The organism is Streptococcus sp. 2_1_36FAA, assembly GCF_000161955.2.
Classification (GTDB): Bacteria; Bacillota; Bacilli; order Lactobacillales; family Streptococcaceae; genus Streptococcus; species Streptococcus gordonii.
Genome location: NZ_KI391975.1, coordinates 214,814 through 231,578, shown reverse-complemented (window position 1 = coordinate 231,578; position 16,765 = coordinate 214,814). Strand labels below are relative to the sequence as shown.

General features: G+C 40.2%; 14 protein-coding genes. All 14 read right to left on the bottom strand.

All coding sequences use genetic code 11. The annotated features are described in order from the left end of the window. Window positions 1-193: 193 nt before the first annotated feature. The 14 genes from HMPREF0847_RS06415 to HMPREF0847_RS06355 all read right to left on the bottom strand — a co-directional run bounded on the left by HMPREF0847_RS06415 (window position 194) and on the right by HMPREF0847_RS06355 (window position 16,727). On the bottom strand, window positions 194-1,684 hold the full coding sequence (locus tag HMPREF0847_RS06415) for a primase C-terminal domain-containing protein (RefSeq protein ID WP_008809740.1): 1,491 nt from the start codon (window positions 1,682-1,684) through the stop codon (window positions 194-196). Between the two features lie 11 nt (window positions 1,685-1,695). Beyond that, window positions 1,696-3,078: a DNA cytosine methyltransferase gene (locus HMPREF0847_RS06410; RefSeq protein ID WP_008809741.1), complete on the bottom strand. Its 1,383-nt coding sequence runs from the start codon at window positions 3,076-3,078 to the stop codon at window positions 1,696-1,698. Between the two features lie 12 nt (window positions 3,079-3,090). Further along, window positions 3,091-3,591, bottom strand: a complete 501-nt coding sequence (locus HMPREF0847_RS06405) for a hypothetical protein (protein ID WP_008809742.1) — start codon at window positions 3,589-3,591, stop codon at window positions 3,091-3,093. Window positions 3,592-3,628: 37 nt separating this feature from the next. Further along, window positions 3,629-3,799: a hypothetical protein gene (locus HMPREF0847_RS11375; RefSeq protein ID WP_008809743.1), complete on the bottom strand. Its 171-nt coding sequence runs from the start codon at window positions 3,797-3,799 to the stop codon at window positions 3,629-3,631. A gap of 317 nt (window positions 3,800-4,116) precedes the next feature. After that, complete coding sequence (locus HMPREF0847_RS06400; protein ID WP_020992728.1) at window positions 4,117-5,043, bottom strand: helix-turn-helix domain-containing protein; 927 nt, start codon at window positions 5,041-5,043, stop codon at window positions 4,117-4,119. Window positions 5,044-5,146: 103 nt separating this feature from the next. Beyond that, entirely contained in the window at window positions 5,147-6,532 is a 1,386-nt protein-coding gene (locus HMPREF0847_RS06395) for a glycoside hydrolase family 1 protein (protein WP_008809745.1), read from the bottom strand. A 133-nt stretch (window positions 6,533-6,665) separates the two neighbouring features. Beyond that, window positions 6,666-7,949 (bottom strand): response regulator transcription factor, encoded by a 1,284-nt coding sequence (locus HMPREF0847_RS06390; protein ID WP_008809746.1) that lies wholly within the window; start codon window positions 7,947-7,949, stop codon window positions 6,666-6,668. Between the two features lie 9 nt (window positions 7,950-7,958). Continuing rightward, window positions 7,959-9,593 (bottom strand): sensor histidine kinase, encoded by a 1,635-nt coding sequence (locus HMPREF0847_RS06385; protein WP_008809747.1) that lies wholly within the window; start codon window positions 9,591-9,593, stop codon window positions 7,959-7,961. Continuing rightward, the gene (locus tag HMPREF0847_RS06380) at window positions 9,590-10,204 is read right to left on the bottom strand and encodes a YesL family protein (RefSeq protein WP_008809748.1); all 615 of its coding nucleotides are present in this window, start codon (window positions 10,202-10,204) and stop codon (window positions 9,590-9,592) included. The genes HMPREF0847_RS06385 and HMPREF0847_RS06380 overlap by 4 nt, the downstream gene beginning before the upstream one ends. A 152-nt stretch (window positions 10,205-10,356) precedes the next feature. Further along, complete coding sequence (locus HMPREF0847_RS06375; protein WP_020992727.1) at window positions 10,357-11,817, bottom strand: ABC transporter substrate-binding protein; 1,461 nt, start codon at window positions 11,815-11,817, stop codon at window positions 10,357-10,359. A 111-nt stretch (window positions 11,818-11,928) separates the two neighbouring features. Beyond that, window positions 11,929-12,864: a carbohydrate ABC transporter permease gene (locus tag HMPREF0847_RS06370; RefSeq protein WP_008809750.1), complete on the bottom strand. Its 936-nt coding sequence runs from the start codon at window positions 12,862-12,864 to the stop codon at window positions 11,929-11,931. A gap of 13 nt (window positions 12,865-12,877) precedes the next feature. Next, a complete protein-coding gene (locus HMPREF0847_RS06365; RefSeq protein WP_008809751.1) occupies window positions 12,878-13,813 on the bottom strand; it encodes an ABC transporter permease in 936 nt (311 codons plus the stop codon). Between the two features lie 167 nt (window positions 13,814-13,980). Next, window positions 13,981-15,864 (bottom strand): family 20 glycosylhydrolase, encoded by a 1,884-nt coding sequence (locus HMPREF0847_RS06360; protein ID WP_008809752.1) that lies wholly within the window; start codon window positions 15,862-15,864, stop codon window positions 13,981-13,983. Further along, on the bottom strand, window positions 15,849-16,727 hold the full coding sequence (locus tag HMPREF0847_RS06355; protein WP_008809753.1) for an ROK family protein: 879 nt from the start codon (window positions 16,725-16,727) through the stop codon (window positions 15,849-15,851). Before HMPREF0847_RS06355 ends, HMPREF0847_RS06360 begins: the two co-directional genes overlap by 16 nt. Window positions 16,728-16,765: the final 38 nt, after the last annotated feature.

Sequence of the window (16,765 nt, the reverse complement as noted above, 5' to 3'; positions counted from 1 at the left end):
TGACTTCCTCACTTTCTTGATCTTCCAAGTTCTTGACTAGCTCCTGAACATTGAGTACACCCAACTCTTATACTTTTTTACGTGTTAGTTGTTCTCCTACCTAATGAATAGTTACTAGCTAGTTTTTCCCCACCTCCGAATTGCCTCACAGTATCCTAGATATAATGTAAAGGCACTTGACGGGTTTTATTTTTTATCCAATGTCGAGCTCAAATAAAGAGAGTTGTGATACTTGTTTAAGGTCATTTTTAACTCCTTCTATCACTCGCCGAGTGAGACTCAAGCTTTCTTCAAAGAAAGCAGCAATATAACCAACATACGCTTCCTGGCGATCCTTTTTCACCTGGAGAAGGGACAGGAAGATAGCCTTGACTGAAGCAATACGGATCCCGCCGCCACGGCCAGATTTAATCGTGAAGAAGATCTTCTGATCTGCCTTCAGTGATTTCAGTACTCTGTCTAAAGAGCGTTCAGGGATACTGAGAGCTTCTCTCAGCGCCTTTTTCGTTGTCTGAATAAATGGATCTTCTGACTGGTAAAAGTCCTCTAAATAGGCCATCACATCGGCTTTCCATTCATACAGATGACTGTTCTTGCGATCAGCCCGCTTCTTCTTGAATTTGTACCACCGCTGCTTGGTAAAGAGATCCGCAGACTTCAAATCCTTATTGACCCAGGCCCGACACAGCAGCATGATATAATCTCTGCTGGCTGCCTCATATTTGCCTGAATAAGCACTGGCAATAATCTTTAAGAGTTCGCCTGTAGTGACTGGTTCGTCCAGTCGTAGGCTAAATTCATTTAACACGACCTCACAATCGCCCTGTGAGACGCCACTGGAGAAATTAGCTAAGGCTAAAGTGAATAATACAGAATTTCGGCCCATTAAGTCCTTAGTACCTTTGATGTTTGACTCATTCATCAACATTTTGTACCAGGGCTCATCGGTCTGTTTTGCCCCTTCCGTTCCTGAAATAACCGTTAGGTTCGGTTTCTTACTTGGGAAAGGCAAGTCTGATTGTTTCATCGACCAATTCAGCCACTCCTGGAAAGAATAGGTGTACTCTTCATCAAAAAATTCGATATTATCTGTACGGGGTATTCTGCAAATACCAAAGTGATTACAGGTCATATCGACAGGTAAAGTCTGGCCAAAGTAACTTCTCAAATTTTGAGAGATCGCCTTGGCCACCTTTACCACTTTAAACTGTGAATGAGCCGTCACATAGGCTGGCTCAGACAGAACAAAATAAGCCTGGTATCCTTTATCTGACTTTAGAATTAACGTTGGCATGAAGCCTAAATCAAGAGCAGCCGTCAGGATGTCTCCTGATGTCATTACATCATCTGAGGACAGGTCAAAATCAATCACAAAGGTATTGATCTGACGCAAATTCTCTTCAGCATGGCCACGTGTAATTTGTCGTCGACTGTCACTGTATGATCCGAAGCGGTAAACGTTCGGCGTCCAGTGAGTGAAGCTGTCTTGATTTTCTTCAATAGCTTCCATCGACGTCAGAACAAGTCCACGGGCCTTAATCATGTGAGCTTTGGAACGGTAAGCAAAGATGGCCCCTCGTTTGCCTTCCTCAGCTGAAGAAACAGGCTTCAAATGGCTGTTTCTAAATTTATAGCTCCTTAATCCATCTTTGAGGATTAAAGGATAGATAGTTTTTATATTCATAAAGTAACTTTCTAACTAAAGCATTTCGCTATAGCTGCAATTACAGGAACCGTTACACTGTTCCCTGCTTGCTTGTATAGCTGGCTGTTTGACATTCGTTGCTTACGAGTTATTCTCCATAGCTTCTGCCATTTTTTGCGAGACAATTTTCTTGAAAGCAGTAGGTCAAAATAACCTTGCGGTATAACTTCTCCATAACACGCTTTATCAAAAGCCCAGTCAGGGAACCCCTGAAGCCTCCAGCATTCTCGAGGAGTGAGTTTACGGATACGAAAATCTGACATAACAACTCCTTGGCTGTCATCAGTCACTAGTGTGTTTGCTTTATTCTTTCCAACTCTACCCCTGCGTGTTGCAGAATTAGGATGAGCTAAATTTATACTGTCACCGACTGTAGCTTTTGTGTAACCAACAGATGTTGCTTCTTTAATTTTCAAAACGTTATTCTCCTGATAACTATGGCTGGTTAAGGTTGGTGCTATTTTATACTCCCCACCCTTATTAAAGCCATGAGAGCGCTGAATTATCTTTGGTTCCTGGCCTCCTCCTTGCATTGTGGAAAGTGTGGGAGCAATACCAGAAGTATCATATAATCGATTCGTTATAGAATACTTACCAGGCAGCTTGCCTGATAGTACAATCTTCATCCCCTCACCTTTATTTGTTGTAAGAGTAGGAGCAGTTCCTTCAACTGAGTAAATATCTCCATTCATTCCCTTACCCGAAGGATGAATATTCCCTACTCTCTTCGGTTTACTTTCAACAATGTACGATCCGTTCCCTTGTCCCCCTGGGTATTGGGCGGTAAGGGAATTTGTTCTGATTTCTGGTAATTCAGCAACTTCCCTGTTGTCGCTTCCGAGAGGAAATATTGGTTGGGTACCTCGTCTTCGAGAATGTCCGACAAGGAAGATCCTTTGTCTGTTTTGTGGAACTCCGAAGTGCGAGCTGTTAAGCACTTGCCATTCCACATTATACCCCAAGGCATCAAGCGTGCTGAGGATGGTCTCAAAGGTATCACCTCCTCCATGACTAAGGAGTCCTGGGACGTTTTCAAGGAAAATATAAGAGGGTCTAAGAAGCTTTGCGAAGCGTGCAACTTCAAAGAAGAGATTACCTCGTTCATCTCTGAAACCTCGTCTGCTTCCAGCAAGCGAGAAACTCTGACACGGAAATCCTCCGCAGAGAATGTCCACTTGTCCAAGTCCTCGAATAGATTCATCTGGTACGCTTCTGATGTCATGAAGTTCTACCTCCTTTTCTGTATTAAAAATAGCTTTATAAGATTTTCTGGCAAAGCCGTCTACTTCACAAAACCCTACACATTGATGGCCTGCGGCTTCCATACCAAGGCGAAAACCGCCAATGCCAGCAAATAGATCTAAAAATTTCATTTACTTTAACTCCTAGTTCTCTTTCATACTCTTAGGAGGCTCAGCAACCGAAAAGAAGTAGCCGTCCTTTAAGTCCTCTTTACTGTAAAACTCAGTCTCTGCGGTCGTTACATAATCGCACCGACTCCAGTCACTCCGTAGCTTTTTGTAGGACAGTGATACTCTTTTTTCAATTTCTCTAAAGCGAAAACCTAGCTTCAAATACGTGGTCACGATTTCTTCAATATGTTCTTGCGTTTCTGGAACCTTGACCCTGGTTTGGATATTCTCTTTCTTGTCTTCTTCACGTAGGCTTAGCTGATATTGAATATAGAGTAATCGCATTTCCTCAATTTTCTCTTGCCAGTAAGGATTATAAGGCTGACCTGAATACTTGTTCGTTAAGCTGCGGACAGGTTTTCTGAATTTCATCTGAACCTTGTCAAACTCTCCTAGATCTGTCAGCGGATCAATAAATCCTAACGGCTCACTATTGAGTAACTTTTCATATAAATTTAAACTGTTTGTCATCATCGTTTGTCTCCTCTGATACAGTTCTTTACAATCTCCCCTAGGATGTGTTCTGACAGCTCATGCTTTCAAATAAATCAAGTTGAAAGGCACCTGGAGAAGCTTCAGAATCTTCTAGCGGTAATTTCTCTGACTGATTTTCTTTATCGTGATCAATCACTTCATAAACTTCCAATGTGTCAATATTCATGACAATCTCCAATCCTCGCATGATGATCTCCTTTCTCTTTAAATTTAAAACGAACAAAAAAGGAGAACAGATTTCTCCGTTCTCCTTCCTATACAAGATATTCAATTTATACTTTTCTAAAAACTCTTACCACTTACATCTTTAAAAATTGGTCTAGTTAAGATAAGCTTAAGAAAAACCTATCAACATTCTAGTTGATAGGTTATTTGTTGAATAAACTAACTCATGATAACTTCCTGAATTTGAATAGTTGATATTTCCTTGAGGCAACTTAATCAATTAGCAACTCTTCTCAGAAAAAAACTTCTGGCAAGTTTCTTCTGGATAGCCTAAATTCTTTAAATATTAGTATATTTAAGACCCTTTTTCTCAAGATCTTCAATCCATTCTTCTTGCATATTTCTTTTCACTAAATCCTCAGATAATAAATCTGCCATCATGCATACCTTTTGATAATCATTTTTTGCTTTCTCTAGATTATCTTCTATAAATAAAGCAACCTTCCAATTTAGGGCATGAACAAAAATGTTGTCCTGAAAATCACGTCTTTTTGTCATAATATCATTTAGTACGTTTACAATATCAGGTAATATCTCGTATATCCCATAATGGGCCAATACACCTGCTGCTGCTGAAACAATCGTATTTTGAACCTTTTCCAGCTCCGATAATGGAAAGTAGTCTGCAGCCAAGATCACTTTACTCAGTAAGTCTACAAATTCTTCCTGATTAAAGTCTCCTAGTGCTAAGGAAAGCAAGCGCAATTGAATAATCTCCACATCATTGAAGCTTAATTCCTTTTTCTTCATTGCCTGCTCTAGGTACTCATCTAATAAACCTTGATCAAAGGAAGGATCTTTAGCACCAATCATGTCAACAGTTGCCTGAGCTACCTGAATAGATAATTGCTCCTCTTCTGGTAAATTCTCAAAATGGTTTTCATAAATTTCATCAATAATTTTTTCGAGTAAACGAAGACGTTCTGGATCGCCATAATGATACAAGGTTCGTAATTGATATTTCAAATCAATGTATTCAGGAGGTAATGCTAAACTATTATTGTTAGCCAAGACATCTAAAGAAACATCAAGCTTGTCAGCAATATACTTTGCTGTTGCAATCGTGGGCAGAGACTGTCCTTTCTCAATCCGCTGGAGCTGACGTGTCGTTAACACATCTTCTAAATCACAGATTGCCTGTCTACTTAATCCTTTGCTTTCACGGAGATTTTGAATCCTTTGTCCCAATTCTGTCTTGAAATCCACTTTTTATTCTCCATTTTTCAAAAATATTGGTGCTATTATAACATATTTTGATATTCAAATCATAGCACAGGCCTACCAACCTTTTGTTGATAGGCCTTCTTATTTATTCTTCAAATCCATTCTGCTGACTAAGCTTACGGAACCAATAACCTGATTTCTTAATAATCCGTTCTTGAGTTTCCAAATTCAATTCAATCAGACCATAACGGTTTTTATAGCTATTGAGCCAAGACCAGCAATCGATAAAGGTCCACATGAGGTAGCCAGTACAGTTGGCCCCGTCTTGAATGGCACGGTGGAGCTGGCGCAGATGGCCTTTGACAAAGTCAATACGATAATCATCTTGGATAAAGCCATCTTTACGGAATCTTTCTTCACCTTCAACTCCCATTCCATTTTCCGTCAGCATCCATTCGATATTGCCATAATTTTCTTTGATATTTTGAGCGATATCATAAATCCCTTGCTCATATATTTCCCAGCCACGGTGAGGATTGATTTTACGACCAGGCATGACATATGGCTCATAGAAATGCTCCGGCAAGAGCGGGCTATCAGGATGTTTAGCAAAACGCGGTGCCATAACCCGCAAAGGCTGATAGTAGTTGACTCCAAGGAAGTCCACGGTGTGCTCACGAATGAGCTCCAACTCCTCAGCTGTATAATCTGGCAGCAAATCATACTCAGATAATATTGTCACCAATTCCTCTGGATAAGTTCCTAAAACAGATGGATCTAAGAAAGATTGGGCTTGGAAGAGGTCCGCAATACGCGCAGCCTTCACATCAGCAGGATGTTGGCTTCGTGGATAAGCTGGTGTCAAGTTTAGGACAATCCCAATCTTAGAGTCAGGCAAGATTTCATGACAAGCCTTGACTGCAAGGGTACTCGCTAGTTGTGTGTGATAAGCAACCTGAACTGCTGCTTTTGCATCCACCTTGTGAGGATAATGGGCATCATAAAAATAGCCAAACTCCACCGGAACGATAGGTTCATTAAAGGTAATCCATTGATCTACCAAGTCCCCATAGGTCTCAAAACAGAAACGAGCATAGTCAACATAGGCCTTGATAGTTGCCTTATTTTCCCAACCATCCCCATCTTCCTGAAGAGCAAAAGGCAGGTCAAAGTGGTATAGATTGACTAAAAGGCGGATTCCCTTAGCCTTAATGGCTTCAAAGGCCTGTCTGTAGAAAGCCACTCCTTGAGGATTAACTTCACCTCGGCCTTGTGGGAAAATCCGTGACCACTGGATAGAAGTTCGAAAGGCTGTATGACCTGTCTCGACTAGAAGATCAATATCTTGCTCCCAATGTTGATAAAAAGTAGATGTTTGTTCTGGGCCGATTTCATTGTAGTAGCGATTGGGCTCCACTTGGTACCAGTAATCCCAGAGATTGTCCCCCTTGCCGTCACCAGGCACGCGCCCTTCAGTTTGTGGACCAGATGTGGAAGAACCCCAAACAAAGTCTTTTGGAAATGTAAGCATATGGTTACCTCACTTTATAAAGTCACCTTCATTATACTCTTTCTGATGGTATAAAAACAGGACCTATTTATTCCAATTTTTCTGCTTTTTAAAGAGAAAAATTCTAAATAGATCCTTAGCTTTATCTGATTCATTAGTCTACTTGCTGGCGGTAGGCCTTTGGTGACTTGCCACAGAGTTTTCTAAATACTTTGTAGAAATATCCAACATTACTGTAACCCACTGCATAACAGACATCTTCAATACTGTCATTGGTTGACAAAAGCAACTGTTGGGCCGCCTTAATTCTCTGCTTATTCAGAAGCTCAGCAAAGGTCGAATTGGTCTCACGCTTAATCAACTGTCCTAGGTAGACCGGATTAATAAAGAGGTCTTTACTGATATCCTTTAAAGACAGATCCTTTTGATAATCGCGACCAATGACTTCTAGAACACTGGCGACGTTTTCATTCATACGATACTGAGCAAATAGATGAGTCAACTTTTGCTTGATATAGTCTAGCAAGTCCTCAAAGGACATCATACCTTCAATCTCCTTGATAATGCTGGTCATATCATCTGGCTTCAAATGCTCAAACAAATGATAAACATCCATCATAAATTGAATAAAAAGCTGTTTGGTAATTGATATCCTTGGTGTGTGGCTCAAGACGACACCTTTTAGCAAGTCTAACTCATCCAAAATCTGATTGATATTCCCCTGAATAATCACACGATACATGGGTTCATAGTATTGAAAAAGGGGATCTGCCTGTTGCAGGCCAACCGTTCCATAAAAGACAACTTTCTCGAGATTGGATTTGAATTGTTGCAAATTATCTTTGTAAGGAGGCTCCAGCTCTATCTGGTAGAGGCTCTCTTCTTTCGTATGTGATAGGAAAAGATATAAGGTCTGACCAGATACGGAATATGAAGTAGAAGCGATACCTTGAGGGATTCGACTAGCTCCTAGCCAAATTGTTCCTTCCTTTTCTAACAGTCTAATCAAATCCTCCTCTGAGAGACCATCTTGGAAAATTGCTTCCATTTGATGGTGAGAAGATTGGTCAAATTGCAGGGAAAGTTTCTCTAAAATAGCTGCAAGCTCAACCTTATTGACAGGTTTGACCAAATAATCAGCCACCTGCAAATTTAGGGCCTTTTTAACATATTCAAACTCCTGATAGCCTGACAAGATGATAAAGGCGAGTTTAGGCAGGCTTTCTTTCATCTGGGCAATCATTTCTAGACCATTCATACCTGGCATATTGACATCGGTGATGACCAAATCAACAGGATGGTTTTTAACATAGTCTAGCGCTTCTTCAGCATCATTGGCTGTTGCCACAACCTCCATATTCCATTTTTCAAAAGGGATGAGAACTTTCAGACCTTCGGTAATCATGTATTCATCATCAACTAGTAATACTTTATGCATGGTGTTTTCTTATTCATCCTTGATCTCTATAATATAGCGAACGCCCCTATTTTCTCCCGACTCTACAGCAATGCTATAGCGGTCTCCAAAGTAAAGCAAGAAACGTTCGTGGATATTGATAATCCCAATCGAGGTCCTTTTCTCCTTATTTTCCGAATTTTCCAATTGACGCTTGGCTAAAATTTGCTGGATTTCTGCAAGCTTGTCAGCCTTTATTCCACGTCCATTGTCTTGAACAATGATTTGAACTGCATCAGATTTTTTCAAAACTTTGACACTGATCACATTGTCCTTTCTGCGATAGTCTACACCGTGGGCAAAATAGTTCTCCACCAAAGGCTGAATGGTAAACTTAGGAATAATCATTCCTTTAAGCTCCTCAGCAATGGTAAAGCCATAAGCAACCGAATTTGGATGGCGCACCATACAGAGATAACTGTATTTACGACAGAATTCCAATTCGCTTTCCAAGGTTACCTGCGTCTCATCAGAAATATTGTTTCTCAGCAAGCTGCTAAATTCATAAATAATATCCGCAAGTTCTTCTTGGCTCTTCATAACTGCATACATACGGATAAACTCCAGAGTGTTATACATAAAATGCGGATTGATTTGAGCCTGCAAAGCCCGCATATTGGCATCTTTTTGACTCAGTTGCAGCTGGTAGATGTCATGAATATTGCGGTCGAGATTATCCAACATGGTGTTGGTATTATCAGCAATTAAGAGCAATTCCTGCTCCTTGGTTGCAGTCTCAATCCGTAAGTGGCTGTCTCCTTGTCCTATTGCTTGGATCGTATCCACCAAATCAATAACCTGGCGCTGATAGTTGCGGAATACTCGTTGCAGAATCAGATGGAGACTCCCTGTTAGAATTGCACTAATACCCACTATGACAATGGCATTTACTAAACTTCTCTCTAAAACATAATGTTCTGGGACAGCCACTTGAACACCATAGCCATGAGGTGTCTCCTTGACCAGCCAATTCTTACTGTTCCCTTCCCCAAAAGTCAGCATATTTTTTTGGAAGGGCGAGGTAATTTTAACCAGTACAGGGGTTGTATTTCGAATATTGTCAATCGTTTGTTCAAAAACTTGGGAATCAATCGTTAGATAAACGACCCCGATATGGTTGCTGGTGACGCTGTCATAAATAGGAATTGGAAAAGCATTCTTAGCTGGCTTATATTTACTAGCTTCAACTTGCATTCCTCCTTGTTTTTGACGAGTTGAAACAAAGACTGTCTTGTAATCCTGCAATGCAATATCAAAACCAGCCACAAAATCATTCTGCAGATAAATATCGGCAACATTCTCGTGTAGCGAAACTTCAACGATCCCAAGAAGGCCATTATTTAAACGCCAATAAATGTACTCAGATGGCGACATGGTGAAATAATTATAGACACCTTCTAACTTGGCCTGGTTTCCTACAAGGCTTTTAGTGATTTGAACACCACGCTGATAGTAGGATTCAACTTCATCAACCAGTCTTGTTGAAATACGCTGGGAAGTTTCTGTTACTTCTTGAACCTTGGACTGCCAACTGGCATAAGAGATTAACAGAGCTACAAAACCGACAATGACAAACATGGTCATTGCATAGACTCTTAGCAAGGAATTTAACCAAAATTTTTTCATGGTTGGTCCACTAATCTAGAAGCAATCAACTGATAGACTGGTTCTAGTAAATCACTGATAAAGAAATGCCAAGCCCCAAGAAAGACAAAGAAAACCAAGGCAGGCATGTAATAAAAGATTGCCATAATCATGGCCGTTCCAAATGCAATCTTAAACATTGCACCTACATTCAAAAACATGCCAATAAAGGAAAGCTTAATCGAATTAATATAAGATAACTCAAAATAAACTTGCAATTTCAAATAAACCGCGTAAGCTAGTGGCAATAGAAGAGCTAAAAGCAGGTTTAAAATACTGATAATCACAGTTAAAATAGACTGAGGAAGCTGGACAAGAAGATAGAGGCCATACAAGAAAATTGCCTCAATTGAAAGTAGGGTATAAAAAACCTGGTTAGAACGAAGGAAATTTTCTTTAAATAAGGACCAAGCTTCTTGCCACTTATAAGCTTTATAATCATACCGATACTGGGCAAAAAGAGTCATTAAAACCGTACTAGCAGGTGCTAAGCCAAACAAGACACCACCACAGAGAGTCAGGACTAAAAAAATTCCCGATGCCAGCATTGCCATATAAATTTTTTGAAAAACAAATTCAATGAATTTCCCCATATCCTACCTCTTCTATTACATCTTCAATCTAAAAATCATATAAACAAATTATACCATATTTTAGATCCTTACTCTTTTCAAAATTGAACAATCGAACAAGAAAAAAACAAGAAGGTCGGGATCTAAATCCCAACCTCAATGTTTACCTCGGCTTATTTTTTAGCAGCCAAAAATTCATCGTATTGTTTTTGCATTTCTTTCAGTACTCTGTCGTAAGCACCTTCAGATTTAAGTTTTTCCATCAATTCTGGAATAGCTTTTTCTGGGTCTACTGTACCAGTGTTAATAGCTGTATCAAATTGTTGCATTGTGTTTGTAACAGCTGTGATATCAGATTTAACTGGTTCTGTGTTGAAGATAAATCCAAGAGCTGGTGATTCTTTTGCTTCAGCCAATTCTTTCTTAGAATCTTCAATTTGTTGATCAGTTACATTTTCGTTGATGTAAAGGATCCAGTTGTTACCAGTGTTCCATCCAGACATGTGAGTGTTTCCGTTATAGCCATCCAAGACTTTTACACGGTTTTCTGAACCTTTAACTTTTTCCCAGTTTTCTCCCTCTGGTCCATAAACAAGTCCATTAAGAAGTTCTGGGTTAGTGTTCAATTCGTTCAACACTTGCATTGCTTTTTCTTTGTTCTTAGAGTTGTTTGAGATGACAAAGTTAGCAACTTGAGTTGTTTGGTTTTTCTTGATGAATTTAGTAATTGGTTTGATTTCGATCTTACGGTTTGCTACACGTGAAAGCAAGCTATTACCATAGTCAGCAGGACCTACTGTTTCTTCACGAACAAGCCATGTATCGCTGTTGTGTTCGTAAGTGGTATCACTTGTTGCTACATCTTTAGGAATGTATCCAGCATTGTAGAATTTGTGAAGAGTCTTCAAGTGTTCTACGAAGCGAGGGACTTCATAACGGTTGACGATCTTAGTAGTGTCACCTTCCATATCAATAACAAATGGAAGACCGTTTGCTACTGGGTAGTCAAAGTTTTCTGATGGAATGAAGTTTTTACCAATTGCAAATGGTACAACGTTTGGATCTTTTTCTTTGATTGCTTTCAAAACAGGTTCAAGTGTTTCATATGAAGTCACGTTTGAAATGTCAATTCCATATTTTTCCAAAAGAGGACCGTTGAAGGCAAAGTTTTGTGATGATGCAACGTTAGCAGCTACTGGAACAGCATAGATCTTACCATTTACAGTGTTACCTTTGATGTAAGCAGGGTCGAGAGCTTTGTAAAGTTCTTTCCCTTCTTTCTTATAAAGGTCTGTCAAGTCAGCATATGCACCTTTTTGAGCAGTTACAACATAGTTATCAGCAAAAGCGATATCATAGTTTTCACCAGATGAAGTAATTACAGACATTTTCTTGCTGTAGTCACCCCAACCAAGGTATTGCATTTCTAATTTAGCATTAACTTTCTTTTCCAAGATCTTGTTAGCATTTTCCAACAATTTGTCCAAGTTGTCTGGTTTATCACCGATTTGGTACATCTTAATGGTTGTTGGACCATTTTCTGAACTAGATGATTTACTGCTACCGCAGGCAGCCAAAGCTGTAATCAAGAGAGCGCTGGCTGAGAAGAGTGCGACTTTTTGCCACTTTTTCATAAGAAAAACTCCTTTATTTTTATTTTTTGATAAACAATTTAATGAACTGATAAGCTCAGTTACGAAGCTGACTTCAAGGAAGTCCATACTTGACAGGCAAGTTTAGGACTTTTATTCCTTGACCCCACCAATCGTTAAACCTTTTACGAAATAACGTTGGAAGAATGGGTAGAGCATTGCAATTGGCAAGGTTGCCACAACCACCATGGCCATACGACCAGTTTCTTTAGGCAGTCCACTGGCTGCCCCAACAACTTGTGATGACAGACCTGATGATTTTGCGATGTAGTCCATATTTGATTGGATTTGCATCAGCAAGTATTGCAAAGGATAGAAATCTGGATTTTTGATATAAAGCAAGGCATTGAACCAGTCATTCCAATAAGCTAGAGCTGTGAAGAGACTGATTGTTGCAATACCTGGTAGAGCAAGTGGTAAACAAATTTGGAAGAAAATCCGTGTTTCACTTGCACCATCAATCTTAGCTGATTCAAGAATTGCTTCTGGAATCGTCCGTTTAAAGAAGGTACGCATCAAGATAATGTTAAATGGAGAAAGCAACATTGGTATAATCAAGGCCGCAATGGTATCTCCGATTCGTAGCAACTGAGTTACCACGATGTAACCTGGAATCATACCTGCATTAAAGAGCATGGTAATCAAAGCAAATACTGTAAAGAAGCGTTTGTATTTAAATGTTCTTCTAGAAATTGCATATGCGTATGTCGTTGTCATGAAGACATTGACGCTGGTACCGACTGCTGTCACAAACAGAGTGATAAAAAGGGAGTTTAAAATTTTGTCCTTAAACTGTACCAGGAAAAGATAACCGTCAAAGCCAAATTTAGAAGGCCAGAAGCTGAAACCATTTGTAGCTATCACAGACTCATTTGTAATAGAGATCATAATAACGAAGATAAATGGTAAGATACAAGATAGGGCAATAATCCCAATTAAAATACTGAAAAATAAGTTAGCTGGCTTACTGAAGGCATGGATACCAACGTTATCGATTTTTTCTTTTTTGATTTTTTCCGATTTTTTCATTGGTTCCTCCTTTCTAGAATAGCGCAGAATCTTTATCTATGCGACGAACAATCAAGTTAGATACTAAAACGAGTATTAAACCAACAACGGATTGGTACAATCCTGCGGCTGCGGCCATTGTGATGTCCCCAGTTCCTGAAAGTCCATTGTAGACATATACGTCCAAAACGTTGGTAACGCTATAGAGAGATCCTCCTCCTCCGTTACGGGTTACTGTATAGAAGAGACCGAAATCCGCGCGGAAGATATTTCCGACTGCTAGAATGGTCAAGACCGTAATCAGAGGTGTTAGCTGAGGCAAGGTAATATTGCGAATGCGTTGCCACTTAGTAGCACCATCCACTGTTGCAGCTTCATAGTAGGTCGGGTCAATCCCCATAATAGTTGCATAGTAGATAACACTACTATATCCAAGTCCCTTCCAAATACCCAAGAAGAGCAAAAGAGCCGGCCAAATTCCTAAAGTTGTATAGAAGTTAATGGCTTCCTTTCCAAAACCTTGAAGCAAGTGATTAATCAGTCCTTTATCAATGTTTAAGAAAGCATCTACAAAGTAACTGATAATAACCCAAGACAAGAAATAAGGGAAGAGCATCGAAGTTTGGTACACTTTCACTAACTTCTTAGATCGCATTTCACTAAAGATAATCGCAATCGCCACTGCAGCAATCAAACCTAGAATGATAAATCCAAAGTTGTAGAGCAGGGTATTACGGGTAATGATAAATGCGTCCCTCGAGCTAAATAGGAATTTGAAGTTATCCCATCCCACCCATTTACTATTTAAGATACTGGCAATGAAACCATCAGGGTGAATATGGAAATCCTGAAAGGCAACTACGTTTCCGAAAACCGGAATGTAGAAGAATAAAATCAACCAAATAACTCCTGGCAGAACCATGAGCAAGAAAACGAAATTTTCTTTTAATGTTTTTATCAACTTATTCATGCAAATCTCCCTTTCTATTTAGTTGATACCGTTTTCACATTTCTATTATATGCTTTTTTAAAAATTATTTTAAACTCCAAATTATAGAAAAAACTATACAAATTATTTATCCAATTTATAGATAAAAATGAGAAAAAAAAACCGACCCCAAAAAGGCCGGTCTTTTCTTAAGTCGTATAAATTGTTGAGGCCGTTGCAATCGAGTGCCATTGGTTGGCAGTTGTCGCTGTCAAACCTTGGTCCTTATAGAAATCATTAAAAGGCAAGATTTCTTGTTCTAATTCTTCGACACGCTCGATTTGACCACTAATGTATTGCTCTAGGCGTTCTTGTGCTCGTTTGATTCGCTTGAGTAAACCTCCAAAACGGATGTCAATTGTGTCCAAGCCAAAAATCTTATTTTCCTGCTGCCATTGGCGACTAAATTGGTCCGAAAAGTCTTCAACCATTTGGTAAAGCTGAGGCAAATCTTTTTCGGCCAAGTCTTCCAAACCTTCCTTATCCCCTTCACGATAAGCTCTTTGAATGCCTGATGTTGCTTCAATCTTCAAGGCTAAGAGTGCATTTAACTGGGCCTGGGTCTCAAAAACATAACCATATTCGCCCGCTCTTTTGCTGACTTCCTTTAACTGCTGAGCAGATACTTCGAAATGCTGCTTGTCTTCTTCCGGTCGGATATGGCGTTCCAGCAGGGGACAGAGGATGTCTTGGTAAAGGACATAGCGATTTGGATTGATACCGCTAAGATTGTCTGGCAAATCTGGCAAAAGATTGGCCAAATCTATTTTCATAAAATCATCAAAGTCAAGCCCTGTACTCACTAAAAAGTGTTCTGAAACTTTCTTCAAGTCATTTCGATAAGCTAGTTCCGCCCAAATCTGCAGAGCAGGTAAGATTGAGAATTGAGAAGTTTCTCCACCATTATCTCCCCAGCCTGTCACAATCACTTCCTTGACTTGATTTTTCCGGCAAGCCTTATTGGCTTCAATAGCTACTAAGCGACTAAAATGATTATGCGGCGTAAAGCCAATCCACTTCCAAGCACCGCCTGCAAAGGCAATATCTTGGCTGATCTTATGATGATTTTGGAAGTTACGATTGTATTTTTCCTCACTATCCTGATAATAATCCCAATAAACCAAGGTCACTCGCTCTTTAAGGCGATCCAGATAAACTCGGGTTTCTTCTGGGATTTCTACATCACGGTCGTACTGACCATCTGCAGACATGAGTTTGAAGAACATATCGCTCCACATCTGACAGTGGAAACCATACTTATCTGCAATATCCAAGACTCGCTCAAGGTGTTGACACATGAGAAGACTGCGGTTTTGGAAACCATGTTGAATCAAATAACGTCCGAGACCGACCAAGTGGGCTTCATCCATGCCGATATTAATCTTGCGCGTATGTAAATGCGCCATCGTCTGGAACATGCCCTCAATTAGGTCATAAACTTTTTCTTCACCAATCAGCAGGATATCCTCAACATCTCGAAGTTCCTGTACTTCCTTGACACCCCATTTGACAAAAGCAGATAGGTGAGCCAAGGTCTGAATACAAGGAACAAAGGTCATATCAAAATCTGTGGCATAATCTTCAATCTCTTGCAATTCTGCAACCGTGTAGCGTCCTCTGAAATAGCCAAAATAAGGCTGATTTTCTATCTCGTAGGTGTCTTCCATATAGAGTTCAAAGGTGGAATACCCCATTAAAGCCAAGACCTCAATCATCTTCTTAGCTGAGCTTAGGTTCAAGACGGCATTGCGGGAACAGTCAGCCATATAGGCCAAATCCTCATAGGCCGCCTCTTCCTCAATCTGCACCTCGTCTTGACCTGATCTAAGCGCAGCAGATAAAAGCGCCAAAGCTCGATAGAGCTGATGAGGTTGCTTAAAACTAACTTGATAACGCCCCTGACGTCCTTCAACCTTGATCAATGTAGCTGAATCAGTGACAAGACTGACTTCAATCTCCCCCAAGTTCAAATACTTTTCTAAACGGGAAAGAGCTTTTTCTTGTTTACTAGATAATCCTAAGAATGTGGCCATTGGCCTTCCTCCTGTAACCAGTTTACTAAAGCACCATACAGATTAGCCTCTCCTTGGTAGGTACAGGCCAGAATCTCTGGTACAACCGAATATTCTTCATAGCGATCAACATAATAAGCAATCGCTGAGCGGACACCTTGAATAAAGTCAGGATTTTGGCTGATAGAGCCACCCAGACTTATCACATCCGGATCAAATAAATACTGAATATTGAGCAGTCCCTTGGCAAGGTTTCGGTTCATCTGCTCAATTGCTGCTTGGCAAGTTTCATCTCCTGCAGCCGCCGCTTCATAGATCTTCTTACCGTTCCAGTCTTGCGAGCCAGTACTAGCTTGAACAGAGCGAACAAGACTACCTGTCGAAGCAAGAAGTGACCAATTCCCTAGCGTCTCAGCTGGTTCAGACAAGAGCATATAACCAAATTCTCCACCCAGATGGTGTTTGCCACGGTGCAATCTGCCATTGAGAATCATGGCGCCACCAATACCAGTGCCAACGACCACGCAGGCTGCATTTTCTAGCTCAGGGTGAGCTAGCAGCTCGCTTAAACCAACGCAGTTGGCATCATTTTCTAAATGAATCGGTAGATCATAAGAGGCTAGCTTATCATACCATGAAAAACCATGAATATAAGGCACCGCGCTAATCCCACCAATAATGCCTGTTGCTCGATCAACTGCCCCAGGCACACTCATGGCAATGCCCTGGTAAGCTCGCTTAGAAAGGCAAGAATCCAACCAAGCCAGCAAGTCGCCTAAATTATCAGGCGTTGCAAGCTCTTGCTTTTCCAGTATTTCCCCTTCTTTAGACATAGCCGCAAACTTGATACCTGTTCCACCTATATCGACTGTTGCAATGACCATGCTTTTCTCCTTTACTTATTTTATTAATTCTAAGGCTG